Annotated in this window: 29 protein-coding genes; 25 read left to right on the plus strand and 4 right to left on the minus strand. The window is 38.7% G+C overall.

Translation table 11 applies throughout. From position 1 onward, the window contains the following. Nucleotides 1-11: 11 nt before the first annotated feature. From rplF to ABIB40_RS03890, 15 genes are all read left to right on the plus strand, one after another. Nucleotides 12-569, plus strand: a complete 558-nt coding sequence (rplF, locus tag ABIB40_RS03820) for a 50S ribosomal protein L6 (protein WP_354356139.1) — start codon at nucleotides 12-14, stop codon at nucleotides 567-569. 5 nt (nucleotides 570-574) lie between these two features. Further along, nucleotides 575-928, plus strand: a complete 354-nt coding sequence (rplR, locus tag ABIB40_RS03825; RefSeq protein WP_354356141.1) for a 50S ribosomal protein L18 — start codon at nucleotides 575-577, stop codon at nucleotides 926-928. A 20-nt stretch (nucleotides 929-948) separates the two neighbouring features. Continuing rightward, nucleotides 949-1,467 (plus strand): 30S ribosomal protein S5, encoded by a 519-nt coding sequence (rpsE, locus tag ABIB40_RS03830; RefSeq protein ID WP_354356143.1) that lies wholly within the window; start codon nucleotides 949-951, stop codon nucleotides 1,465-1,467. A gap of 6 nt (nucleotides 1,468-1,473) precedes the next feature. Beyond that, nucleotides 1,474-1,653 carry a 50S ribosomal protein L30 gene (gene rpmD, locus ABIB40_RS03835; RefSeq protein ID WP_354356145.1) on the plus strand — a complete coding sequence of 60 codons (180 nt, stop codon included), beginning with the start codon at nucleotides 1,474-1,476 and terminating at the stop codon, nucleotides 1,651-1,653. Nucleotides 1,654-1,751: 98 nt separating this feature from the next. Then, complete coding sequence (rplO, locus tag ABIB40_RS03840; protein ID WP_354356147.1) at nucleotides 1,752-2,198, plus strand: 50S ribosomal protein L15; 447 nt, start codon at nucleotides 1,752-1,754, stop codon at nucleotides 2,196-2,198. Nucleotides 2,199-2,206: 8 nt separating this feature from the next. Continuing rightward, nucleotides 2,207-3,547 (plus strand): preprotein translocase subunit SecY, encoded by a 1,341-nt coding sequence (gene secY / locus ABIB40_RS03845; protein ID WP_354356149.1) that lies wholly within the window; start codon nucleotides 2,207-2,209, stop codon nucleotides 3,545-3,547. Nucleotides 3,548-3,556: 9 nt separating this feature from the next. Further along, complete coding sequence (gene map, locus ABIB40_RS03850) at nucleotides 3,557-4,342, plus strand: type I methionyl aminopeptidase (RefSeq protein WP_354356151.1); 786 nt, start codon at nucleotides 3,557-3,559, stop codon at nucleotides 4,340-4,342. Nucleotides 4,343-4,413: 71 nt separating this feature from the next. Continuing rightward, a complete protein-coding gene (gene infA, locus ABIB40_RS03855) occupies nucleotides 4,414-4,632 on the plus strand; it encodes a translation initiation factor IF-1 (protein WP_010599888.1) in 219 nt (72 codons plus the stop codon). Nucleotides 4,633-4,634: 2 nt separating this feature from the next. Beyond that, nucleotides 4,635-4,751 carry a 50S ribosomal protein L36 gene (gene rpmJ, locus ABIB40_RS03860; RefSeq protein ID WP_354356153.1) on the plus strand — a complete coding sequence of 39 codons (117 nt, stop codon included), beginning with the start codon at nucleotides 4,635-4,637 and terminating at the stop codon, nucleotides 4,749-4,751. A 72-nt stretch (nucleotides 4,752-4,823) separates the two neighbouring features. After that, nucleotides 4,824-5,201 (plus strand): 30S ribosomal protein S13, encoded by a 378-nt coding sequence (gene rpsM / locus ABIB40_RS03865; protein ID WP_354356155.1) that lies wholly within the window; start codon nucleotides 4,824-4,826, stop codon nucleotides 5,199-5,201. 151 nt (nucleotides 5,202-5,352) lie between these two features. Further along, nucleotides 5,353-5,742, plus strand: coding sequence for a 30S ribosomal protein S11 (gene rpsK / locus ABIB40_RS03870; RefSeq protein ID WP_354356157.1), 390 nt, complete (start codon nucleotides 5,353-5,355; stop codon nucleotides 5,740-5,742). Nucleotides 5,743-5,806: 64 nt separating this feature from the next. Continuing rightward, complete coding sequence (rpsD, locus tag ABIB40_RS03875; RefSeq protein ID WP_354356159.1) at nucleotides 5,807-6,415, plus strand: 30S ribosomal protein S4; 609 nt, start codon at nucleotides 5,807-5,809, stop codon at nucleotides 6,413-6,415. Between the two features lie 86 nt (nucleotides 6,416-6,501). Continuing rightward, the gene (locus ABIB40_RS03880; RefSeq protein WP_354356161.1) at nucleotides 6,502-7,494 is read left to right on the plus strand and encodes a DNA-directed RNA polymerase subunit alpha; all 993 of its coding nucleotides are present in this window, start codon (nucleotides 6,502-6,504) and stop codon (nucleotides 7,492-7,494) included. Nucleotides 7,495-7,616: 122 nt separating this feature from the next. Further along, nucleotides 7,617-8,207, plus strand: a complete 591-nt coding sequence (gene rplQ, locus ABIB40_RS03885; protein WP_354356163.1) for a 50S ribosomal protein L17 — start codon at nucleotides 7,617-7,619, stop codon at nucleotides 8,205-8,207. Nucleotides 8,208-8,451: 244 nt separating this feature from the next. Continuing rightward, the gene (locus ABIB40_RS03890) at nucleotides 8,452-8,700 is read left to right on the plus strand and encodes a hypothetical protein (RefSeq protein ID WP_502931047.1); all 249 of its coding nucleotides are present in this window, start codon (nucleotides 8,452-8,454) and stop codon (nucleotides 8,698-8,700) included. Nucleotides 8,701-8,823: 123 nt separating this feature from the next. Here ABIB40_RS03890 and ABIB40_RS03895 read toward each other — a convergent pair whose 3' ends face one another. Together ABIB40_RS03895 and ABIB40_RS03900 are read right to left on the minus strand one after the other, a co-directional pair. After that, complete coding sequence (locus ABIB40_RS03895; RefSeq protein WP_354356165.1) at nucleotides 8,824-9,456, minus strand: gluconate 2-dehydrogenase subunit 3 family protein; 633 nt, start codon at nucleotides 9,454-9,456, stop codon at nucleotides 8,824-8,826. Nucleotides 9,457-9,465: 9 nt separating this feature from the next. Beyond that, nucleotides 9,466-11,202: a GMC oxidoreductase gene (locus tag ABIB40_RS03900; protein WP_354356167.1), complete on the minus strand. Its 1,737-nt coding sequence runs from the start codon at nucleotides 11,200-11,202 to the stop codon at nucleotides 9,466-9,468. A 208-nt stretch (nucleotides 11,203-11,410) separates the two neighbouring features. On the opposite strand from ABIB40_RS03900, the gene ABIB40_RS03905 reads away from it, so the two are divergent. Beyond that, entirely contained in the window at nucleotides 11,411-11,671 is a 261-nt protein-coding gene (locus ABIB40_RS03905) for a hypothetical protein (protein ID WP_354356169.1), read from the plus strand. Between the two features lie 90 nt (nucleotides 11,672-11,761). Here ABIB40_RS03905 and ABIB40_RS03910 read toward each other — a convergent pair whose 3' ends face one another. Together ABIB40_RS03910 and ABIB40_RS03915 are read right to left on the minus strand one after the other, a co-directional pair. Beyond that, nucleotides 11,762-13,483 (minus strand): FAD/NAD(P)-binding protein, encoded by a 1,722-nt coding sequence (locus ABIB40_RS03910; RefSeq protein WP_354356171.1) that lies wholly within the window; start codon nucleotides 13,481-13,483, stop codon nucleotides 11,762-11,764. Between the two features lie 220 nt (nucleotides 13,484-13,703). Next, on the minus strand, nucleotides 13,704-14,225 hold the full coding sequence (locus tag ABIB40_RS03915; RefSeq protein WP_354356173.1) for an NADPH-dependent FMN reductase: 522 nt from the start codon (nucleotides 14,223-14,225) through the stop codon (nucleotides 13,704-13,706). 180 nt (nucleotides 14,226-14,405) lie between these two features. On the opposite strand from ABIB40_RS03915, the gene ABIB40_RS03920 reads away from it, so the two are divergent. From ABIB40_RS03920 to ABIB40_RS03960, 9 genes are all read left to right on the plus strand, one after another. Continuing rightward, nucleotides 14,406-15,209 carry a ParA family protein gene (locus ABIB40_RS03920; protein ID WP_354356175.1) on the plus strand — a complete coding sequence of 268 codons (804 nt, stop codon included), beginning with the start codon at nucleotides 14,406-14,408 and terminating at the stop codon, nucleotides 15,207-15,209. A gap of 8 nt (nucleotides 15,210-15,217) precedes the next feature. Then, nucleotides 15,218-16,129 carry a ParB/RepB/Spo0J family partition protein gene (locus ABIB40_RS03925; protein WP_354356177.1) on the plus strand — a complete coding sequence of 304 codons (912 nt, stop codon included), beginning with the start codon at nucleotides 15,218-15,220 and terminating at the stop codon, nucleotides 16,127-16,129. Then, entirely contained in the window at nucleotides 16,129-16,848 is a 720-nt protein-coding gene (locus tag ABIB40_RS03930; protein WP_354356179.1) for a DUF5683 domain-containing protein, read from the plus strand. Before ABIB40_RS03925 ends, ABIB40_RS03930 begins: the two co-directional genes overlap by 1 nt. A 10-nt stretch (nucleotides 16,849-16,858) precedes the next feature. Further along, nucleotides 16,859-17,593, plus strand: a complete 735-nt coding sequence (dapB, locus tag ABIB40_RS03935) for a 4-hydroxy-tetrahydrodipicolinate reductase (protein ID WP_354356181.1) — start codon at nucleotides 16,859-16,861, stop codon at nucleotides 17,591-17,593. Beyond that, nucleotides 17,593-18,033: a GNAT family N-acetyltransferase gene (locus ABIB40_RS03940; protein WP_354356183.1), complete on the plus strand. Its 441-nt coding sequence runs from the start codon at nucleotides 17,593-17,595 to the stop codon at nucleotides 18,031-18,033. Before dapB ends, ABIB40_RS03940 begins: the two co-directional genes overlap by 1 nt. Nucleotides 18,034-18,142: 109 nt before the next feature. Beyond that, entirely contained in the window at nucleotides 18,143-19,336 is a 1,194-nt protein-coding gene (lepB, locus tag ABIB40_RS03945; protein WP_354356185.1) for a signal peptidase I, read from the plus strand. Between the two features lie 333 nt (nucleotides 19,337-19,669). Then, nucleotides 19,670-20,857, plus strand: coding sequence for an ROK family protein (locus ABIB40_RS03950; RefSeq protein ID WP_354356187.1), 1,188 nt, complete (start codon nucleotides 19,670-19,672; stop codon nucleotides 20,855-20,857). A gap of 59 nt (nucleotides 20,858-20,916) precedes the next feature. Further along, nucleotides 20,917-23,940, plus strand: a complete 3,024-nt coding sequence (locus tag ABIB40_RS03955) for a SusC/RagA family TonB-linked outer membrane protein (protein WP_354356189.1) — start codon at nucleotides 20,917-20,919, stop codon at nucleotides 23,938-23,940. Between the two features lie 18 nt (nucleotides 23,941-23,958). Beyond that, nucleotides 23,959-25,554: a RagB/SusD family nutrient uptake outer membrane protein gene (locus ABIB40_RS03960; protein ID WP_354356191.1), complete on the plus strand. Its 1,596-nt coding sequence runs from the start codon at nucleotides 23,959-23,961 to the stop codon at nucleotides 25,552-25,554. The last annotated feature ends 20 nt before the right edge of the window (nucleotides 25,555-25,574 follow it).

Raw genomic sequence — 25,574 nt, forward strand, 5'->3', positions numbered from 1 at the left:
GAGAAAACACAATGTCGAGAATAGGAAAAGCCCCAATTACAATTCCAGCAGGCGTAACAATAACGGTTTCTAAAGAAAACGTAGTTACGGTGAAAGGACCTAAAGGTGAGTTAACTCAAAATGTTGATCGAGACATCACCATTGAACAAGAAGATGGCGTACTACAAGTAAGTCGCGCATCAGAGCAAAAGAAACATAAAGCACTACATGGTTTATACCGTTCATTAATCAATAATATGGTTATTGGTGTAACCGAAGGATACAAATTACAACAAGAACTTGTTGGTGTTGGTTACCGTGCTACAAATCAGGGTAATACATTAGATTTGGTTTTGGGTTACTCCCACCACTTTATCTTTCAATTGCCTGTAGAAGTTAAGGTTACTACAAGCTCTGAGAAAGGCCAAACTCCAAAAATTATTTTGGAAAGTATAGACAAACAATTGATAGGACAAGTAGCTGCAAAAATTCGTTCGCTACGTGCGCCAGAGCCATATAAAGGTAAAGGTATTAAGTTTGTTGGCGAAGTATTAAGAAGAAAAGCAGGTAAATCAGCATCTAAGAAATAGTAATCATGGCAGGAAAGAAATTATCAAGAAGAGATAGAATTAAGAAAGGAATCAGAAAGAGACTTACTGGTTCAGAAGCACGCCCAAGATTGTCTGTCTTCAGAAGCAATAAAGGTATATATGCTCAAGTGATAGATGATGTGAACGGAAGTACCATTGCATCTGCTTCATCTTTATCAAAAGATTTCGCTGGCAAAGGCAACAAAGTAGAGCAATCTTTAGCGGTTGGAAAATTAGTTGCAGAGAAAGCATTGGCAGCAGGTGTTAAAGAAGTTGTTTTCGATAGAAATGGCTACTTATACCATGGTCGTGTTAAATCATTAGCAGAAGGCGCACGTGAGGGTGGTCTAGTTTTTTAAATTGTAAAGAAAGAAAGAAGATGTCAACTATCAATATAAAGAGAGTAAAAACAACCGATATAGAACTGAAAGATCGGTTGGTTAGCATACAACGCGTTGCCAAAGTTACCAAAGGTGGCCGTACCTTCAGTTTTTCTGCAATTGTTGTTGTGGGAGATGAAAATGGTGTGGTTGGTTTTGGGCTTGGAAAAGCGAAAGAGGTTACCGAAGCAATTGCTAAGGGAATTGATGATGCAAAGAAAAACTTGGTTAAGGTGCCTATTTTAAACGGTACAGTTCCGCATGAGCAAATTGGTAAGTACTCTGGTGGTTTTGTTTTAATAAAGCCAGCTGCCGTTGGTACGGGAGTAATTGCCGGTGGTGCAATGCGTGCCGTATTAGAGAGTGCCGGTATAACTAACGTACTTGCAAAATCTAAAGGCTCTTCTAACCCCCACAACGTGGTTAAGGCAACTGTAGATGCGTTAACAAAAATGCGTGATGCTTACACGATTGCACAAACCCGTGGCATAGATTTAAACAAAGTATTTAACGGATAGAAAATCATGGCTAAAATTAAGATAACACAAATTAAAAGTACTATCGATAGAAGCGAACGCCAAAAAAGAACTGTAAGGGCTTTGGGTTTAAAGAAAATGAATCAAAGCGTTGAAGTTGAGGCAACTCCACAAATCGTAGGTATGGTTAGAAAGGTAAATCACCTTATCGCCATAGAAAGTTTATAAATATTTAGAAAAGTAGCCGCTTTTTTGTAGCTACTTTTTTATAGTTTTAACCGTTGTACCTGTTTAGTGAAAGCGAAGGGCAACACAAGTTTAAGAAAATGAATTTAAGTAATCTGAGACCTGCAAAGGGTTCTACAAAAAAAGTTAAGAGAATCGGTCGTGGTACTGGATCTGGACGTGGCGGTACATCTACCCGTGGTCACAAGGGTGCTCAATCTCGTTCTGGTTACAAATCTAAAGTTGGTTTTGAAGGGGGTCAAATGCCTTTACAACGTCGTGTGCCTAAGGTTGGTTTCAAGCCTATTAATCGTACAGAGTATGTTGGTGTAAATTTGGATGTACTGCAAGGTCTAGTAGAAAGATTCGAGTTAAAATCTGTAGATTTGGCAGTATTAAAAGAACACGGATTGGTTTCTAGAAACGACTTGGTGAAGATTTTAGGTCGTGGTGAGTTGAAAGCAAAATTAGAAATTACGGCACATGCATTTTCTGCAACCGCACAAAAGGCAATTGAAGCTGCAGGTGGTTCAATCGTAAAACTGTAAACTAGTACATGAAAAAGCTAATTACGACTATAAGTAATATTTGGAAAATTGAAGAATTAAAAGAACGTATTTTGTTTACGTTCTTAATTCTTTTAATTTACCGTTTTGTTTCTCACGTGGTTATGCCAGGTGTAAACCCGAGTGCATTAGGAAATACAACGAAGTCTGGTCTTTTAGGCCTGTTGGATATGTTTGCCGGTGGTTCGTTTTCGCGAGTGTCTATTTTAGCGTTGGGGGTTATGCCGTACATTTCGGCATCCATCGTTGTTCAGTTACTTGGCGTTGCTGTACCTTCGTTTCAAAAAATGCAAAAAGAGGGTGCGAGTGGACAGAAAAAAATGGATCAGATTACAAGGTATCTGACAGTTTTGATTACCATTGTGCAATCTATTGGATACGTTAAAACGCAGGTACCAGTAGAAGCTATTTTAATGCCAGTTACGCTTTTCTATATTCTTTCTGTTATCGTGCTTACAGCGGGTACATTATTTGTAATGTGGCTTGGTGAAAAAATTACCGATAAGGGAATTGGTAATGGTGTTTCGTTAATTATAATGATTGGCATCATTGCACGTTTACCTGTTGCGTTAAGTCAAGAATTTTCTGATAAAGTTGGTGCATCGAGTACTGGCGGTGGCCCTGTTGCCTTGGTAATAGAAACCGTTGCCTTATTTGCAGTGGTAATGTTTACCATCTTAATTGTTCAGGGAGTTAGAAAAGTGCCAGTTCAATATGCAAAGAAAATTGTTGGAAACAGACAGTTTGGTGGTGTTCGCCAGTATATTCCTTTAAAGGTAAATGCTGCAGGTGTAATGCCTATCATTTTCGCGCAGGCGTTGATGTTTATTCCAGGTGCACTTACTTCTTTTGTACCTTCTTTACAGGGTTCTTGGTTAATTCAATTTAGCAATCCTGTTTCTTTGGCTTATAGCCTTACATTTGCAATTTTAATTATCTTATTTACATTTTTCTATACCGCTATTACAGTTAACCCTGTTCAAATGAGCGACGATATGAAAAAGAATGGTGGCTTTATTCCAGGTATAAAGCCGGGTTTGGCAACTTCAACTTTCATTGATGATGTAATTTCTAAGATTACCTTTCCAGGTGCCATCTTTTTGGCCATTATTGCCATCTTACCTTCAATCGCGGTAAAATTTGGTATCAAACAAGAGTTCGCCCAATTTTTTGGAGGAACATCTCTATTGATTTTGGTTGGCGTAGTGTTAGATACACTCCAGCAAATAGAAAGTTACTTGTTAATGCGCCATTATGATGGTTTAATGAAAACAGGTAGAATAAGTGGAAGGGCAGGAGTTCCAGCAGCGAGCAGCAATGCCGTTTTGTAGCAGGTTAACATGTCTAAAATTTATTACAAATCGTTAGAAGAAATCGAGCTTATTCGAGAAAGCAATTTGTTGGTGTCTAAAACTTTGGCCGAGGTGGCTAAAATAATTGCACCAGGGGTTACCACAATTAAGTTAGATAAACTTGCTTTTGAGTTTATTAGCGACCATGGCGCAGTGCCGGCTTTTCTTAATTATAATGGCTTCCCAAATTCTTTATGCATTTCGCCTAATGATCAAGTAGTTCATGGTTTTCCTAATGATTATGTGATTGAGGAAGGCGATTTGATTTCTGTAGACTGTGGCGTAATTAAAAATAAATACTTTGGTGATTCTGCTTATACGTTTTCTATTGGAGAGATCTCTGAAGAAAAGAAGAAGCTTGTAAAGGTTACCCAAGAATGTTTACGTTTAGGCATAGAAAAAGCTATTGTTGGAATGCGAGTTGGTGATATCGGCTTTGCCGTACAGCAATGTGCAGAAAGCAATGGTTTTGGGGTGGTTAGAGAATTGGTAGGTCATGGAGTTGGTGCGCAGTTGCATGAAAAACCAGAAATACCAAACTACGGCAAGAGGGGCAATGGCCCTAAGCTTGAAGAAGGTATGGTAATTGCCATAGAGCCTATGATTAATGCTGGTGTTGCCGGTATTAATTTTCATGCCGATGGGTGGACTGTAACGAGCAAAGACAATAAACCTTCGGCTCATTTTGAGCACTCTGTGGCAATAAAGAAGGGACAAGCAGATATTTTGTCTACGTTTGATTACATAGAAGAAGTTTTACGAAAAAAAGAATAAAATATTGGATTATTTTATTTAATTTTGCGTCCCTGTTTAGAGGCAGGTAATTAAGTAACAATCAGTATAATATGGCTAAACAAGCCTCAATTGAACAAGACGGAGTAATAAGAGAAGCGTTATCTAATGCTATGTTTAGGGTAGAATTAGAAAACGGGCACGAAATTATTGCGCACATATCTGGTAAAATGCGCATGCATTATATAAAGATTTTACCTGGAGATAAAGTTAAATTAGAAATGTCGCCTTACGACTTAACGAAAGGTCGCATTACTTATAGATACAAATAGAAATGAAAGTTAGATCGTCAATTAAAAAACGTAGCGTAGATTGCAAGATTATTCGTCGTAAGGGAAAACTTTACGTAATCAACAAGAAGAATCCTAAGTTCAAGCAACGTCAGGGATAATTAAACATTAGAGCGAGGTTCGTACAACGGTGGCCCGCCGTTCGATCGTTTATTTAAAATCAATTTACAAATATGGCAAGGATATCAGGTATAGATTTACCGAGAAACAAAAGAGGAGAAATTGGCTTAACCTACATTTATGGTATAGGCAAAACTACTGCTCAACGCATTTTAACCCAGGCGGGAATCGACTTCAATAAGAAAGTTGAAACATGGTCTGACGATGAGTTGACAGCAATTCGTACCATCATTAACGACGAAATCAAAGTAGAAGGTGCTTTGCGTTCAGAAGTTCAGCTTAACATTAAGCGCTTGATGGATATTGGTTGTTACCGTGGTTTGCGTCATAGAAAAGGTTTACCTTCTCGTGGTCAGCGTACCAAAAACAACTCTCGTACCAGAAAAGGAAAGAGAAAGACAGTTGCAAACAAGAAAAAAGCTACTAAATAGAAAAAAGATTTGAGCTGTTAGATTTGAGATACGAAACAATTGTATCATCCAGTCAACTTCTCGATCTAACGTTGTAAATAGTTAAGATAGTGGTGTGAGCGAGAATGAAGTCTCAATACTCATATCTCATGTCTCATATCTAAAATAAAAAATGGCTAAAAGTAAAAAAGTTACAAAAAAACGTGTCGTTGTTGTAGAATCAGTGGGCGAAGCTCATATCAATGCTACTTTTAATAACATCATCGTTACCTTAACCAACACAAACGGACAATGTATTTCATGGTCGTCTGCTGGTAAAATGGGCTTTAGAGGTTCAAAAAAGAACACTCCTTATGCAGCAGGACAAGCAGCTTCAGATTGTGGTAAAGCTGCATTTGATCTTGGCTTACGTAAGGTAGATGTATTTGTTAAAGGTCCAGGTTCTGGTCGTGAGTCGGCCATTAGAACTTTGCAGGTAGCGGGTATAGAAGTAAATTCTATTAGAGATATTACTCCACTTCCACACAACGGATGTCGTCCTCCAAAAAAGAGAAGAGTTTAATTAATTTTAAAGATAAGAATCTCCTGTTTTAGGCTGGACGATACTTTAAAAAACGCAAAAAAAAATGGCAAGATATACAGGCCCAAAAAGTAAGATAGCCCGTAAGTTCAGAGAACCAATTTTTGGTCCTGACAAGGTTTTAGACAGAAAAAATTATCCTCCAGGCCAACATGGCTCATCTAAAAGAAGAGGAAAACAATCAGAATATGCTATCCAGTTAATGGAAAAGCAGAAAGTTAAATATACTTACGGTGTATTAGAAAAACAATTTAGTAATCTTTTCAAAAAAGCTTCGTCTCGTGCAGGCATTACAGGTGATAACTTGTTGCAATTGTTAGAGGCACGGTTAGACAATGCTGTTTACCGTTTAGGTTTTGCTGTTACCCGTTCTGGGGCTCGCCAATTGGTTAGCCACAAGCACATTACAGTTAATGGAGAGGTTGTTAATATCCCATCTTACCAATTAAGAGCTGGAGACGTAATTGCGGTTAGAGAGAAATCTAAATCTTTAGAGTCTATTTCGAACGCTGTTGCTGGTCGTAAGATTAACAAGTTTGGTTGGTTGGATTTCGATGCAAATCAATTGAGTGGCAAGTTTTTAACTTATCCTCAACGTGATGAAATTCCAGAAAACATCAAAGAAAACTTAATCGTAGAGCTTTACTCTAAGTAATTTATAAAAGTGTTAAAGGCTATTGTATGGTCTTTAACACTTTTATATTACCATAAATATTTAATAACGAGTTTAAATAAACATAAATGGCAATTTTAGCATTTCAGAAACCAGACAAGGTTATTATGCAGAAATCGAACGATTTCTCGGGCGTATTTGAATTTCGTCCATTAGAGCCCGGTTTCGGAGTAACAATTGGTAACGCGCTAAGAAGAATATTGCTTTCTTCGTTAGAGGGTTATGCTATTACAAATATTCGTTTTTCGGGCGTTTCGCACGAATTTTCTACCCTTAAGGGTGTTGTAGAAGATTTAACAGACATCATTTTGAATTTAAAACAAGTGCGTTTTAAGAAATCAGGTGATTCTGGTGATGCTGAGAAGATTTTTATTATCGTTAACAGTCAAGATCAGTTCAAAGCTGGCGATATTACTAAATTCTCTAATAACTTTACCGTTTTAAATCCAGATCACGTAATCTGTAATATGGATAAGTCGGTAACTTTAGAAGTGGAGCTTACTGTTAATAAGGGACGTGGCTATGTGGCTGCAGAGGAGAATAAATTAGCTGATGCCGTAGTCGGTGTTATTGCTATCGACTCCATCTATACGCCAATGAAGAACGTAAAGTATACTATTGAGAACTTCAGGGTAGAACAGAAAACAGATTACGAAAAGCTGATTTTAGATATTTCTACTGATGGATCTATCCACCCTGAAGAAGCTTTAAAGGAAGCAGCGAAAATTTTGATTCAGCACTTTATGTTGTTCTCTGATGAGAATCTCGTTTTAGAATCTCAAGCTAAAGAAGAAACTAAAGAAGTTGATGAGGAAATTTTGCACATGCGTAAGATCCTTAAAACAGAATTGGTAGATATGGATCTTTCAGTACGGGCATTAAATTGCTTAAAAGCTGCAGATATTCGTACCCTTGCAGATTTAGTTAGCTACGATGTGGCAGATATGCTGAAGTTTAGAAATTTTGGTAAGAAATCTTTAACTGAAATTCAGGAACTTGTTAAATCGAAAGGATTATCTTTTGGTATGAACTTGTCTAAATTTAAGTTAGACGAAGAATAAAATGTTACACGTTCTTAGTGTTACGTAGTACGTATAACTTAGAACGTACAACTTAACAATTAATATTCACAGTGTATAAATCCCTCGCTTAAACGAGACGGTATACACTTAATCAAAACACAATGAGACACGGTAAAAAAGTAAACCACTTAGGCAGAACCGATAGCCACCGCAAAGCAATGTTAGCCAATATGGCTATATCGCTTATTAAGCACAAGAGAATTTCTACAACGCTAGCAAAAGCTAAAGCTTTGCGCATGTATGTAGAGCCAATCATTACAAAGTCTAAGAACGATACTACGCACTCTCGCCGTACTGTGTTTTCTTACTTGCAAGATAAAGAAGCTATAACCATTCTTTTTAGAGAAATTTCTGAAAAAGTAGCGAGTCGCCCTGGTGGATATACCCGTATTATTAAGTTGAACAACCGTTCTGGTGATAATGCTGAAATGGCATTGATTGAATTGGTAGATTACAACGAAGTATATGGCAAAGGAACTACAGAGGAAGCTAAGAAAACTACTCGTAGAGGAAGAACCAAATCTCCTGGAAAAACCACAGCCGAACCTGCAACAGATGTTGCAGAAGAAGTTAAAGCAGAAGTAGCTGAAGAAGTTCCTGCAACTGAAGAAATTAAAGAAGAAGCGCCAGTAAAGGATACCGTGCCTGCTTCTGATACGACTGAAGCTGCAAAAGAGCCAAAAGGCGAATAGTTTTTATAGGTATAAAGTTTTACTAGTCCTGTTCGAAAGAGCGGGACTTTTTTTATGGCAAATCTTAGCTTGATTTTAATGGAAGTTTGCCACAAATTGCGCTGAAGTTGAATATGATAAGGGAGAGTGGCAATCCTTTTTATTTGATGATATAGATGCATAGGAATGATTGGAATCCGTTGCGGGGAATGATTTACTGAATGACTAGCCGTTTAGGGTGGGCTGAAAAAGTGATCCAAAAACATTGTGGAAAGCACGGGATGTCGGCCTGACGGGTTTCAAAATGATTGGATACTGTAGCGAGAACTGCCCTGTAAAAACGAACAACCCAAATGCGTTAGTAATTGGTTACCAGAAAAAAGGCAAAGCCATGATCGCTTTGGCAACTTGGGCAGATAGTGATATTTCGGTTAATCTGTGCATGGATTGGAGTAAGCTAGGAATCGAAGTTGCAAAAGCCACCATCGCGGGCCCAAAAATCAATAAATTTTAAGAGGAAGGCAATTACGCTAAGGGAAAGAATATCCCTATAAAAAAGGGGAAAGGATTAATTTTGAGAAAGCATTTATTTTTGGTAAAGTTTAGCCAAAAAAATCGCGTATTATACGCGATTTTTTTATATTTTCAAATTTTCAACCCCGTATTGTTTCAATACATCTGGCGGAACTCCTGTCCATTGATTTGGCGTATTGCCCACATAGCCAATGTCTTTTACGCCTATTTCTGTGGTAAAAAACCCCGATGCGGTTAAGTTGCGCATTCGGTTAAAGAACGCTACGCCAGCATGCATCTCTGGTTTTGCTGTACTTGGATAAGCTATGTCATCCAAAATGGCTTTTTGGTTTGCAGTACCTGCATCTACAAATGCTTTTTGAAATCTACTGTAGCTTTGAAGATCAATCCATTTTAAGCCACCCCGCATAGGTATTTGGTGCTCTGGCATGTCTTTAACAATAAATTCTATAAAGTCAGGCACCTTAGCATCAGAGGCGCTTCCAGAAATATTGTCTTTTGGGATAATCAAATCAGCTAAAATAGTAATGGTAGCCATTTCTTCTTTACTGAAAAATTTTTCGTCGTTCAGTTCTTTATCGCGATCTACTTCCCAAGCCTCTTTACCGGCGGTTGGTTTATCGTTTGCTTTAAGCGGAATATCTTTTGCGTTGTCGGTTTGTTTGCACGCTTCCAATAAAACGGTTGTGCTTATTGCGCCTATTCCTAAGGCCTTTAAAGATTCACGTCTGTTCATCGTTCTAGATTAAATGTTTTGTTTTTTCTTCTGTGCCAAAATATATTCTGCGGTACGCATAGACATTGCTAGGATTGTCCAAGTGGCATTTTTATCGCCTTGCTGAACAAAAGGAGCTGCATCTACTACGAAAAGATTCCTACAGTCATGCGCCTGACAGTATTTGTTTAAAGCGGATTTTGTTTTGTCATCGCCCATGCGAACGGTGCCGACTTCGTGTATAATTCTGCCGGGAGTTTCTAAACCATAATTGGTATCGGAACCGTGGATGGTTGACGTAACAATACCTCCCATAGCCTTTATAATGCCTTGGAAAGTTTCTTGCATGTGCTTTGCTTGATTAATTTCCTCCTTTGCCCATTTGTAATGAAATCTTAGAACAGGTATGCCGTATTTGTCCACTACTGCAGGATCTATCTCGCAGTAGTTGTCTGCTCTAGCAATGGCTGTACCCCGGCCAGCCATACCAACTCCAGTCCCATAAAACCGTCTGTAGTCGTCTTTTAATGAAGCTCCATACCCACCAGCAGGTTTTTGTTTTCCATCTCTACCGGGCGCCAAACCATTAATCGTTGGCACCTCGCCGCCAAAGCCGTAGCCTGGCATGTGCATGCCACCGCCATATTCTATATGATAACCTCTAGGGAAATCTAGTTTTTTATTATCTAACCACCATGGAGAATAGATGTGCACACTTCCTACACCATCTTCATTGTAGCGTTTCCGGTCCATTAGCTGAGGTAAAAAGCCAGAAACACTTGCTCCAGTAGAATCATGTAAATATTTCCCTACTACATTGCTGTTGTTAGCTAGTCCGTTTGGATGATACGAAGACCTAGAATTTAGAAGTATTCGAGCCGATTCACAAGAGCTCGCCCCGAGGATAACCACCTTAGCGCTTACCTGGTACTCTTGTAAATCTTTTCTATTAACATAAGAAACTCCAGTTGCTACTCCGTCTTTATCAGTTAGTACCTCGCGAACCATCGCATCTGTAATAACTTTTAAATTCCCCGTTTTAACCGCTGGAATAACTAGGCAAGAAGAGGCAGAAAAATCGCCATATACTTTACAGCTTCTATTGCACTGCCCACAGTAAAAACAAGGCGCGCGATCACTGTTGCCTTTTATGGCCTCTGTCATTACAGCACCTCTTCCGGTAATTACCTTAACGCCAACTTTTTCTGCTCCTTTTTTAATAAGAAGTTCGTTTAAACGGGGTTTTGGTGGCTTCATAAAAATGCCATCTGGTTCGCTTGGAATTCCTTCGGCAGTTCCATAAATGCCAATTAAGCGGTCAACTTTATCGTAAAAAGGCTTAATGTCATCGTATGTAATTGGCCATTCGTCAGTCAAACCGTCAGTTGGCTTAAAATCTTCTGGACCCATACGTAAACTAATCCTTCCCCAGTGGTTTGTTTTGCCGCCCAGCATTCTGGATCTAAACCAGTCGAAAGACGTGTTGTCTTTTGTGGTATAGGGTTCGCCAGCTAGGCTCCATCCACCATAGGCAGCATCGAAATCCCCGAAATAACGGTTTGTTCCTGCACCACGGCGGGGAGATTCCCAAGGCCATTTTAATTGCTGCGAGTCAGTACGAGGGTCGAAATATTGCCCTGCTTCTAACATCAACACTTTTTGTCCGGCGTTTGCAAGTACATAGGCCGCCATGCCTCCGCCTGCACCAGATCCTACCACAATGGCATCGTAAATGGTCGGCGACTTTTTAATCTGAAAATCACTCATAAATGGTTAGCTCTAAAAGATTACGTAATGTAGGGTAAATTTGTCTTAAATAAAGTGCTTGAAACTAATTTTTTACAAAGGAACATAGAAGGGTGGTATGAGATTAGAGATATTTTATTTAACCACTGAGTGTTTCGGCGAATTCTATAAAATTTAAAAACATAAATACAACAATCGAGGTTTTTAGAGAAATTTAAAATTTTACGATATGAACAACGAAGAGAAAACAAATAGAAACTTAGAAGATAAGAACTTAGAGAATTCTGCGGACCGTTCTAATATGCCGGATTATTTAGTGCCTGCTAACCATAGCGACAAGCATACCGATAATAATATAGTCAAGCCAGAGGACAAAGACCTTGGTAAGAGTTTTGGCAAGGGAGACTTTGGTTCTGAAGAGGCGAGAAGCGATGATGAAAAAGGAAATAAGGGCAGTGCCGGGAATATGCCTTTTAGCAAAGACGAATAGGGTAAAGGCTGTTTTCTAGTTAGTTTTTTTTGGTTAAATTCTTTCCAAAGCGGCTTGTGCGCAACGGTTTGCAATCCTTCATCTCTAATTTCACACGTCGATATTTTTATCAGATAAACAGAGACTTCTAGCAATAATTTTAGATGCAGCTTCGCCAAAATCTAATCCCGAATAATCAGGATTAAAGCCAGAAATGTACGGTACTGCCATTACGTACACCCTAGGGTTTAGTGCTCCAAACTCGTCTAAAGCTTGAAAATTATCGTTTATTGCAATGCCCGGCACATTCAGATAAGTGCCATTAATAGATTTCCTAACGACCTTAACATCATCGTTAGGCCAGCTATCAGCATTGTTGATGTTTTTAAATTTTAATTTTGCTGGAGATATGGTTTTATCGAGCAGCAAACTTTTAAAAGGAAAATCTTTATAGTTTAAATGAGGTTGCCCCACACAATTTATAAAAGTTTTAAAATGTTTGGCAACCTGTTCGTTATTTTCATTTTTGTAATGGTAAACTGCACCACAATTAGGGTGTGGCGTTTCTGTTCCGGCTTCATCTACAGCCACCATTTGTAAAACACCCGCTTTGTTTAAGGCGAGAAGTTCCTCTACTGAACATTGAGGAACAAATGCAATTACGATAGAGATAAGCGGCATCAGCGTTCTCTGCAATCTGATCATGTCTTCTGCAGAAAAATGCTTCGCAGGATAATTCATCGCAAAGCTTAATACAGCAAGAAGTTCTTTCCAATAAACAGATTCTCGGCGCTTTATAGATTTATCCGCCTCGGCGTACTCTGCCTCAAAAAGTTGAAATGGATCTAACCGCTCCCTCAATTCCATGGCTTGGTCTACAAACTGTTCTATGGATAGGTTTTTAACACTCGCATAGAAAGCCGGATCTTTCTCTTTAAACAGTTCTTTAAAATTTTTATCGAATACAAAATCTAGCAGCAAAAAGCCATCGTTTTCTTGCATGTTTTTTGCCACTTCATCTCTGCTTAAAACCGTTTCTTTTAATAAATGAGGGTCAGCTAGGTGAAACCTAACGGCAGGAAGCATACCATGACGGGAATGCATAACCATTTTAAATTCGGCGCAATCTTTATCTAATTGGTATTTTGGAATGTTATTCTTATTAGCCGAAAATTTGCCGTGTTGTCTGGCGAGAGTTCTTATTGCGTCTATTGCAGTTAGAGAAGACCCTTTTATCGCAATGGCATGATTAAATGTACCTTTTAATTTTTCTGGCGGGTAAGGAGAATCAAAATAACTATCAACCTTCCCCTCAAATGTCTTAGGCCAAGTATGCCCGGTACAAATAATTACATGCTCATAGTAGCCTTTAAACTTTCCTGTTACATCTACCTGAACTTTATCTTCTTTTGGGAAATCTTTAATATCAGTCACTTCTGAATTGAAAAAAACGTTTGTCTCTATGCCAATTTTTTGCGCTTTTTTAATCAATAGGTTAAATTGATTTTCTAAATAATCGCCAAATAGTAATCGTGGAAGTACCTGATATGCGCTAAAATTGTCCAAATTTATGTCAAACTGGTCCAATACTTCTTTCGGAACCGTCTTAATCCAATCGCTTACACTACTTACCAACTCTGGAATTTCATTTCCAGACACATTGGTTATGTGCTCGTTTAACGCGCCTTCAGTGCTATAGGGCATGCCAGCTCCGAGGCGGTGGCTTCTTTCAAAAATATCTATTGTTATGCTTGCGTTTCCCGCTTGCACAAAACGCTGAAACATGAACAAGGCGCTTGGACCGCCACCTATTATGGCTATGTTCTTTAACATGTAGAAAACAGGTTTATAAAAAATTAATGTTTTATCGCTTTTATGCCAAAAAGCATATTAATGTTCTTAAACCCCTATTTCTAAAAATGGTTTTTTTTGTTTGAAGTAACGTATAAAAAGCGTGAGATCCAAGTAGTTTTACCAATGATATTTGGAGTTTTCCTTAAAAGCAAAAACTGGCGAAATACAAAAAAGCCACAAATTAAGTGACCTTGTAGCTTCAGAATTTTATAAATCGTTCTACTTGATCTTTAATAAAACGGAGGGTGTCTTCTTTGTACAATTTTCCATCAGCATTTAGCTCGGTAACAATGTTTGGAATATGTAAGCGTGTAGGGAGAACGTGTAGATTTATATAATGACAAACGCCAGTAAAATGGTCTACTCCTCTAATATTTCCATATTTTCCCGACGACAAGCCTGTAAGGGCGGCCTTTTTGTTTGAAAAGCTTTCTGGAAAATTACAAGCATCGATTAAAACCTTTAGCACTCCAGGATAGCTGCCATTGTATTCTGGCATAACGAAAAGAAATTTTTCGGTAGTGGAAATGAGGTTTTGTATTTCTGTAAAAGCAACAGACCTTTTCCCATACATATCGGTGTTAAGCACGTCTGTTGGAAGGTGTTCTAAACTTAAAATTTTTGATTCCAGGCCTCTATCCGCAAACTCTTGTTGATAATGTTTGGCAACTTTTAGAGTTTTACTATCGGGTCTATTTGTTGCTGATATGATAGTTAGCATGGTTAATTGTTAGTAAGATGTGTAAAAAGCAAATCATGCAGCTGTTAAATTTACCATATAGTTTGTATCTTAGCTGTTTGATAAATAGCCTGCACATTGCACAAAAGTAGCGTTTTTTGCTAAAAAAACAGGTACATCAAGGCAAGGCAATTAGACGATACGTAGTTTTTGGATAGATAAATGAGCAAAATTATTGCATTAGCAAATCAAAAAGGAGGGGTGGGAAAAACTACTTCTTCGATAAACTTGGCCGCAAGTTTGGCCGTGTTAGAATTTAAGACACTATTGGTAGATGCAGATCCTCAGGCAAATTCTACATCTGGCATTGGGTTTGATCCACGTACCATAAAAGAAAGTATTTACGAGTGTATCATTAACGATGTTGAGCCTTCTTTGGCTATTCAAAAAACAGAGACTCCAAACCTCGATCTTTTGCCCGCCCATATAGATCTTGTGGGTGCCGAGATAGAAATGATCAACCTAAATAATAGAGAGTACAAAATGAAGGCTGTACTCGAAAAGGTTAGAGATCAGTATGATTTTATCATCATAGATTGCTCTCCATCTTTAGGGTTGATAACCATTAACGCACTTACCGCAGCAGATTCTGTTATTATTCCCGTACAATGCGAATATTTTGCTTTAGAGGGCTTAGGTAAATTGCTCAACACCATAAAAATCGTTCAAAACCGTTTAAACCCCGAACTAGAAATTGAGGGGATTTTACTAACCATGTACGATGTTCGTTTGCGGTTGTCCAATCAAGTAGTAGAAGAGGTTCGTACCCACTTTAGCGAGTTGGTTTTTGATACCATTATACAGCGCAATACACGTTTAAGTGAAGCGCCAAGTTTTGGTATTTCGGTAATTATGCACGATGCCAATTGTAAGGGTGCTATTAATTATCTAAACCTAGCACGCGAAATAGTAAAGAAGAATGGTTTGTTAAAAGAGGCAGAAAGCATAGATACAGAAACATTATAATTTTATAGATGACATCTTTTCAGCGAAAAACAGGTTTAGGAAGGGGATTAAGTGCGCTTTTGGATGACAATGATGCAACTCAACCCGCAAGAGATAATTTTAATGCAACAAGCGAGGGCGCTCAAGTAGGCAATATTAGCCATGTAAACATCGCAGAAATAGAAACAAACCCTTACCAACCCCGTACCGAATTTGATGCGGAGGCGCTTGGCGAGTTGGCAGATTCTATAAAAGTGCAAGGGTTAATTCAGCCAATTACCGTACGCAAATTAGGCGCAAACAAGTATCAGATTATCTCTGGAGAAAGACGGTTTAGGGCGTCGAAATTAGCTGGTATTTCTAAAATTCCAGCCTATATTCGCGGCGCAAATGATCAGCAAATGCTAGAAATGGCATTGATAGAGAATATTCAACGAGAAAATTTAAACGCCATAGAAGTGGCCTTAAGTTTTCAACGTATGATTGATGAAATTGGCTTAAAACAAGAAGAATTAAGTGGCCGCGTGGGTAAAAGCCGTAGTACGGTGACTAATTATCTTAGGCTGTTAAAACTCCCGCCAGTTGTTCAGGCTTCCATCAGAGACCAAAAAATATCTATGGGCCATGCAAGGGCAATCATCAATGTTGATGGAGTAGATAAGCAACTTTTTATTCACCAACAGATTTTAGAAAAGGGATTATCCGTTAGAAAGGTGGAAGAATTGGTGCGTAATCTTCAACATCAATCTAGAGAAAAGGCAAACAAAGGGCTGCCAGATAAATTGATTTCTTTTCAACACAGAAAGCTGCAAGATGATTTGGCATCTAAATTTGCAACTCGCGTTAAATTGAAAGTAGGCGAAAATGGAAAAGGAGCTATAGAGATTCCATTTTTAAATGACGATGATTTAAACAGAATTTTAGAGCTATTAGATTGGTAATGCAGACCCTAAAACACTTTTTAGTTTTCCTTTTCTGTACCACAGTGTTGGTAAATTTGGCAACGGCCCAAGTTAAGGATACTTTGTTAAAACCCATTGATACGGTACAAGTGCAAAAAACGCCGTTGGTGATAGAAAAGCTTGGGCCAAAAAGTAAAATCGATACGGTAAAGTCAAATTATATTAATCCCGGCAAAGTGGCAGGACGAAAGGCCATTATCAGGTCGTTAATTGTGCCCGGATGGGGCCAGTTATATAATATTCAACTGCTTAAAGATGGATATGGAGAACGCGCCGGCAAAAGCCATGTGCTACAAAAGGCTTATACCATTGGTAAAATTGGTGCAATTTATGGTGGGTTTGGCGCGTTGACCTTCGCTTACGTCGACGCTAGAAAAAATTATAAAATCTTCTTAAAAGAGTTGCAATATAGGTTTGATAATAATGCGCCATTCGATCCAAATGGGCCGTTCGGCGAGCGGTATTCTGATGCGGGAATTACCAATGGAAAAAACACCTATAAAAGGAACAGTCAGATTGTTATCTTTTCTTATGGCTTACTTTATTTGGCCAATGTGTTAGATGCTTATATAGCAGCTCGACTTCATTTTTTTAACGTAGACGATAATCTAGCTTTTAACCTATCGCCTTGCTTACAAAACACCACGCTATATGGCAGCAATTATGTGCCATCTATAAAATTTGCGTTAACTTTTTGATCATAAATTTATGAAAATAGCACTTCTGGGCTTCGGGAAAATGGGCCAGTTAATAGAACAAATTGCGCAACAGCGTGGACACGAAATTGTGCTTAAAATTTCTGTCGACAATCCATTCGATCTAACCAAAGAAAATTTAAGAAAGGCAGATGTTGCCATTGATTTTAGTACACCCGACGCTGCGTTGCAAAATATTTATGCTTGTTTCGATGCTGATGTGCCAGTTGTTGTAGGAACCACAGGTTGGTATGGCAAGCTTCAAGAAGTAAAAAACGAATGCGATAAAAGCAATAGCACCATGCTTTATGGATCTAACTTTAGTATTGGAGTAAATTTATTTTTCAAGCTAAACAAATTTTTGTCCAAGTTGATGAACGATCATCCTGAGTACGACGTACAGTTGGAAGAAACCCATCATACCCAAAAACTAGACGCCCCAAGCGGTACAGCCATTACCTTGGCAGAGGGAGTGATAGAAAATTTAGACCGTAAAAATGAATGGGTAAACCAAGTAACTGATATACCCGTAGAGGTTTCTGCTAAACCAGACCAAGTTCTTATAGAGTCTAACAGAGTAGACCATATACCCGGCACGCACTCTATCGTATACAGCAGCGAAGTAGACGATATAGAAATAACACATACTGCACATAACCGAAATGGTTTTGCACTTGGCGCAGTAATATCTGCCGAATGGTTGCAAAATAGAAATGGTTTCTTTAACGTTGCAGATATTTTTGAATAATGCATCAATTGCGGCAAACAGGCAAAAACGAAGTTAGAATAGGAACTATCATTTATAAAGTAAATGAAATGCCTAATATTGACGCTGTAATAGAGGTGTACAACGATTCTGGAATCAACAGGCCGACCAGCAACAGAGCGCGAATTGCCAACATGTATGAAAATGCAAACCTAATTGTCTGCGCATTTCATCAAGAAGAACTGATAGGTGTAGCCCGTTCGTTAACAGATTATGTTTACTGCTGCTATCTATCAGATTTGGCGGTAAAGGCGAGTTATCAGAAACAGGGCATAGGAAAAGAATTGATTGGCTTAACGAGAGAGGCGATAGGAGAAGATACCACGTTAATTCTTTTATCAGCTCCAGAAGCCATGGATTATTATCCTAAAGTTGGTTTCGAAAGAATCCAAAATGGTTTTATCATTCGCCGAAAACAATAGTGAAAGACTCTACTTTTGCCTCGAAAATTGTAACATTGTCGCGATCTGGTGCTCAAAGTCAAGCATTAGCTGGTCTCCATTTCAATGAGTTAGTTTTAATACCTTTAATATGAGCTACAAATTTTGGCAGAAAAATAAAACTGCCACCAACAAGAAAAAATCTAAAACGCGCGAGTGGGTAGACGCTATTGTGTTTGCCGTGATCGCAGCCACCATTATCCGCGTATTTTTTATTGAAGCCTATACCATTCCCTCAGGGTCTATGGAACGAACTTTAATGGTAGGTGATTTTTTGTTTGTGAGCAAGGTTAACTATGGTGCCAGAATACCGATGACGCCAATCGCTTTTCCTTTCGCACACCATACCATGCCACTTACTACGTCTACAAAAGCATACTGGGATGGATTCGAACTGAAATATCATCGTTTGCCTGGCCTTTCTGAGGTTAAAAGAAACGACGTGGTTGTTTTTAATTTTCCGGAAGGCGATACGGTGGCGGTAGAAAATCAAGCAGATAGTTATTACAATATGGTGCGCAACATGGGCCGCGGAGTAGTACGCAGCACCTATACCATTATAGATAGACCGGTAGATAAACGAGAAAATTACATAAAACGTTGTATCGGGGTTTCTGGCGATGTAGTAAGCATGAAGGCCGGCGTAGTGAGCATTAATGGAAAGCCAGAACCGTTAAAGGCCACTGGAATGATGCCCTATCAAATTGATTTTAAAACAAAAGATGTGAATTTTTCTGTGTTGGAAGACCTTGGGGTTAGAACAGGCGAGATGCAGCAGATTGGCAACGAAAGTTACATCGCAAATGCATCGCCAAACATTGTCGATGAGCTTAGGGCTTTAGATTTTGTAAGTTCGGTTAAATTAAGCCCAACCGTATTGACGCAACGAGAAACTGGTATTTTTCCCCATGATCCAAACAGGGTTTGGAATGTAGATAACTTTGGCCCGATAAAAATTCCGGCTAAAGGTTGGACAGTTACCATCGATAGCAACAACATGCCTTTGTATTATCGAGCCATTAGAACTTATGAGGGCAACAAAGTAGAGCAAAAAGGAAAGCAATGGTACATCAACGATAAGCCTGCAACAACCTATACTTTTAAAATGAATTATTATTGGATGATGGGTGACAATAGGCACAACTCGGCAGACAGTAGATATTGGGGCTTTGTTCCTGAAGACCATATTGTTGGCAAAGCACTCTTTATTTGGATGAGCTGGGATGGTGAAGGCTCAATGCTTCATAAAATTAGATGGAACAGATTATTTAGTGGAATTCATTAAGTTTTAAATGAGGATAAAAAGCCCGATTAGATAACTTTTAATAGATTGTAGGTTTTTGGGCGTTATAATCCCGAATCAAACTTGGGACAAGCTCAATATCCGTTGTATCTTTTTGGCAGAAGAATCAGGATAAAAGATGCCACCTCTATCATCAACGCGCTTCGGCAATAAAAATACCGACCAACCGCAACGAAATTTATAACACTCAGAATGTTTACAGACTCCCGAAGTTTATTCGGGAGTTTTTTTTGGCCTAAAAAACTTTTTAAAAAAATAGAAAAAGATTCTTGTAGAATACTATTTTTATTTTAAGTTTGTGTAACTAAATCAAAAATGTCAGCAGCCAAACGAAACGGATTAAAGCTTAGGACAGAAATAATTAAATATTTCTTCTATAAAAACGAACTATCTCTTGCAAAGTTGACGAAGCTAACTCAGCGGAGTTTACCTTTGGTTGCGACAGCAGTGAATGCGCTGTTAGAAGAAGGCTATGTGTTAGAAGAAGGATTGGCACCCTCTAGTGGTGGCCGGCGGGCAGCATTATTCAGGTTAAATCCAAACCATAAAAAGTACATCGTTGCTGTAGCTATGGATCAGCGCGTTACCCGTTTTAGTATTTTAGATCTGCGGCGCAACAAAATGATGGAAACGCAGACCATGGATTTTAATCTAGAAAGTAAAACCATCGGCGTAAAAGATCTTGTAGACTTTATCAAAACATCACTACAAAAATCGGGGTTGCAAAAAGAATATTTTATTGGGATGGGAATCGGTATGCCCGGCTTTATCAATAAGCAAGATGGCATCAACTATTCATTTTTCACCACTGAGGGGCCATTAAACCTAAGCGAATTTTTAAGTGTCGAACTAGATCTGCCGGTATTTTTAGACAACGACTCTAGCCTAATTGCGTTGGCCGAGTTGCATTTTGGCGCGGCTAAAGGTTACAGCAACGCGCTAGTAATTAACCTTGGTTGGGGTACAGGCCTTGGTATGATTATAAATGGAGAATTGTATAGAGGAAGTACAGGTTATGCGGGTGAATTTAGCCACGTGCCATTATCAAGTTCTAATAAGTTGTGCTCTTGTGGTAAACGAGGTTGTTTGGAGGTAGAAACTTCATTAAAGGTAATGGCAGAAAAAGCCGAAAGTGCAATTGCCGAGGGAGCAGAGAGTAGCATGACGACCTTATTCGAAGACGAAGCAATGTTGCATGGTGATCATTTTTTAACTGCCGTAACGCAGCAAGATCCTTTGGCAGTATCCATCCTTTCAGAAACAGGTTATCACCTGGGTAAGGGCATTGCTACTTTGATACACATTATGAATCCAAAATGTATTGTGCTTGGAGGTAGAGGTGCAAGAGCTGGTAAAATGTGGCTTCCAAGCATACAGCAGGCCATACACGAGTTTTGTATTGGTAGAATTTCGGAACAAACAAAAATTGTGGTTTCAGAGCTGGCAGAAGATGCGGAATTACTTGCCGCCGCAAGTTTGGTAATAGAGAATAGTGAATTTTAAGAACGAAAATAAATTTTAATCCAGTAAACTAATTTTTAACCAAAAAAGCAGATGACATTATGAAAAAAATCTACTCGAAGTGTTTAAGCGTTCTGTTGTTAAGTTGTTTAACAATTGTCGCTTATGCACAGAAAACAGTTACCGGTAAGGTAACAGAATCTTCAGGCGCACTGCCCGGGGTAAGTATCCTTGTTAAAGGAACTAAAACAAGTACCCAGTCTGATGCTAATGGAAAATTTTCCATTTCAGTAAATCCGGTTGCAACTTTGGTTTTCAGTTTTGTTGGCTATGAAAGTAAGGAGGTGGTTGTTGGTACATCATCCACAATTAATGTGACACTACAGGCGGGCAATAATAGTTTAAGCGAAGTTGTGGTAACTGCGCTGGGCATTAAGAGAGAATCGAAAACACTTACTTATGGCGTACAGACATTTAAAAGCAGCGATGTTAATGCTGTAAAAGATCCAAGTTTGGTCAATACGCTGTCTGGTAAAATTGCCGGCGCTCAGATAACAAGAAGTTCATCAGGTTTAGGTGGTTCTACCAAGATTGTTTTACGCGGTAGTAAATCTGTTACTGGTGATAATAACGCATTATTTGTAATTGATGGTATACCCATGCCTCGTAATAACAGCTCGCAAATCGGAAGCGCATTTGGTGGCCAAGATCGTGGCGACGCTGTCGAGAACCTTAATTCGGAAGATGTAGAGAGCATTACCGTGTTACCTGGTTCGGCAGCATCTGCATTATACGGTAACCAAGGATCTAACGGTGTGATTTTAATCACCACTAAAAAAGGCATTGCTGGTAAAACGGTTGTCAATTTTTCATCAAACTCTACGTTTGAGAACGATTTTAAATTGCCCGAAATGCAGAACACCTACGGACAGTTTGATGTTGCAGCTAATTCTAATGATAGTTGGGCGACTACTAAACTAAGTTCACCATCTTCTTTTAATCCAGAGAACTTTTTTAATACTGGTAAAACGTTTACCAACTCTTTATCTATACAAACAGGTACTCAGACCAATCAAACGTATTTTGGTTTCGAAAGCACAAATTCCTCTGGTATCATACCAAATAATAAGTTGAACAAATACAACTTTAACGTACGTAATAGCAGTCAGTTTTTTAAGGATAAATTAACCTTGGATATTACTGCGAACTACATAGCGCAAGATGTGAACAATAGGCCAAACCAAGGATTCTATTATAACCCGATTGTACCGCTGTATATTTTCCCGAGGGGCGTAGATTTTAACCAATATAAAAACTTCGAAACGTATGATATTGGCAGAAATTTGTTGGTTCAAAACTGGCCTGCTGCGTTTACGGTAAGCGATATCGCCACACAAAATCCATATTGGATAGTAAACCGAAATAATAATCAAGAAAAACTTAGCCGAATTTTGGGAACTGTTTCTGCTAAATATTTGTTAACAGACTGGTTCAATATTCAAGCGCGTTTAAAAATAGATCGTACGAGCGATACTTATGAGGGACAAAACTTTGCCTCATCTAATACTACCATTGTTGGCAACAAAGGGTCATATACATATAATCCATCTACCGTTACACAGACTTATGCAGATGTTCTGGCAAACTTTAATAAAAAGGTAGAAGATTTTAGCTTAAACGTAAATTTAGGTGCGAGTTTGCAAAACAATTTAAACTCAGGTTCCAATACATCGGGCAATCTTTTAAATTTTGCAAATGTATTTTCAATCTCCAATATTGATTATTCGAGGGTTTTTCCGACCCAATATTCTAATAGAAGTCAGGTACAATCTTTATTCGGCACAGCTTCAATTGGTTTTAAAGACGAATTCTTTTTGGATCTTACCGCCCGTAACGATTGGGATTCTAGTTTAGCCTTTTCAAATAAAGACAACTATTTCTACCCATCAGTTGGTTTAAATGCAGTTCTAACTCAAATTTTTAAGATGCCTGATTTTGTAAGTTTTGCGAAAATCCGTGGTAATGTTACTGGAGTTGGTAACGGTGCATCTTCCATTCAATATGCTACAAATCCAACTTACGCTGTTACAAACGGTACTGTTTCGGCTATTGGTGCCGAAGGTTTAACAACGTTAAAACCTGAAAAAACAAGATCCTACGAGATTGGTACTGACTGGCGTTTCTTTAACAATAGCCTTACATTAAGTGCTAATGTTTACCGGTCGTTTACAACAAATCAAATCTATGCCATAGAGCCATCTGCAAGTTCTTTACACAGCTTGTATTACTATAACGGTGGTAATGTGCGAAATGAGGGGGTTGAATTAACTTTGGGGTATAACCTTAAAGCAGGAGATTTTAGTTGGACACCAAGTTTTAATTTTTCGCTTAATCGCAACAAAGTGTTGACGGTGTTAGATGATTTTATCGAACCTTCTACCGGGGTTAAGAAAAGTTTAGACCATGTGACGTTGTCATCAGACTTTATTGATCTACGCGTACAAAAAGGGGGCTCTTATGGAGACATGTATTCGCGCACATTGCAAAAAGATGCTACCGGAAAATATATTGTGGATAGCGATGGGATTCCACTTCGTTCAGATGATTTGAGTAAAATCGGTAATTATAATCCGCGCTTTTTAGCGGGTTTCCAAAACCAGTTTGACTATAAAAACTTTAGTTTAGGTTTTCTTATCGATGGACATTTTGGTGGTCAAGTTGTTTCGTTGACCAACTCGGTATTGGATTTTTATGGCACATCTGCAGCTACCGCGGCAGCTAGAGACAACGGCGGTGTTCAGGTTAACGACAAAAAAGTTGATGCCAAAAAATACTATGACTTAATAGATGGACGTAATGGTTTGGCATCTCAATACGTGTATAGTGCGACTAACATCAGGTTGAGAGAGGTTTCCTTTGGATACACTTTACCAGATGCTTTATTTAATAATAAAATAAAAAATGTTGGTATTTCGGTATTAGCTCGTAACTTATTTTTTATTAAAAACAACGCACCTTTTGATCCTGATGCGGCACTATCAACAGGGAATGGTTTCCAAGGAATTGATATTTTCAATTTGCCAACCATTCGGAGTATAGGATTTAAGGTCAGCGCTAAATTTTAATCTTTAAACGATATTGAAATGAAAAGGAAATCTATAAATAAAATAAATCTCGCAATAACTTTAGGGTTGGGCGCGGTTTTGATTCAATCGTCTTGTACAAAAGACTTTCAAAAGTACAATACCGATAAATACAATGCAACCGATGCTACATTAAAAATTGATGGAGAAGGGCTTGGAGCATTTATGGTTCCAATGGAGCTTGGTATCCTCAATAGCACAAATTATAATTATCAGGTTCAAGAAAACCTTAATGCGGATATATTCTCTGGTTTTACGATGACTGGAGATGCCGGCTTTAATCCGAATAACCACACCTACAATTTGAATTCGGGATGGAATACGGCACCTTTCGACATTGGTTTCGGTACTATTATGGCCAATTGGGTCCAAGTGAGGGGCAGAGTGACTGCAAGCTCGCAAGATTATTTGGCAGTTGCCAACATTTTAAAGGTAGAAGGCATGCATCGGGTTACAGATGTTTACGGCCCAATACCATACACCAAAGTTGGTGTAAAGGCGTTGTCTGTACCTTACGATAGTCAAGAAACGGTGTATAATACTTTCTTCTCTGAATTAGATTTTGCGGTGAGTACGCTTAATAAGTATGTGGCCGACAACCCAAACGAGACACCCTTTAAACCCTATGATCTTATCTACAATGGCGATTATAAAGAATGGATAAAATTTGCCAATTCGCTGCGCTTACGGTTAGCCATGCGTATTGCCATGGTAAATCCATCGCTTGCGAAAACTCAGGCAGAAAAAGCGGTAAATGACCCTGGCGGTTTAATGACCGCCAATGCAGATAATGCTTATGTAAAAGCGGTAAATGGGGTTACTTTTACAAATCCTATTTGGTCAGTTGATTATGAATATTTGGATACAAAAATGGGTGGGCCGATGGAAACTTATTTGAAAGGTTATAAAGACCCACGTATTGCATCCTATTTTGTTAAAAACGCAAATGACCAATACCGGGGAATACGTAATGGTATCCAATTGGATAACTCGGATCAGTATTCGCCAGCGAGTGATTTTAATATAAGCAGCAGTTCTCCAATCCGATTAATGGCATCTTCTGAAACTGCATTTTTACGTGCTGAAGGAACTTTACGCGGCTGGTCTATGGGGGGTACTGCGCAAAGCTTTTATCAACAAGGAGTAACACTCTCTTTTGAGCAGGCGGGCGTTGCTCTAGGGAATTATTTAAACGATGCAACTAGTGTAGAGGCTCCTTATGTTGATTTAGTACGCGCATCAAATAATTTGGCAGCCGGATCGCCTTACTTAAGCACCATCACCATTAAATGGAACGAGGGCGACACTTATCAACGTAAGTTGGAACGCATCATCACCCAAAAATGGCTTAGTTTATGGCCCGATGGTAACGAGGCTTGGGCAGAACAGCGCCGTACTAACTATCCGGTTTTAATGCCTGTTGTAATAAATGCTAGTCAAGGTAAAATTAGCACGACAGATTTTATTCGTAGGTTGCCGTTTTCTCAAAAGGAGTATGCTACCAACAATGCTGAGATAATGAAAGCTGTAAGTTTATTGGGCGGTCCAGATAATGGCGGCACCCGTTTATGGTGGGATTTAAAAGTTAAAAATTAGGTTTTTTTCGATTTGTATTT

It is taken from the genome of Pedobacter sp. UYP30 (assembly GCF_040547165.1).
In the GTDB taxonomy this organism is placed as follows: Bacteria; Bacteroidota; Bacteroidia; order Sphingobacteriales; family Sphingobacteriaceae; genus Pedobacter.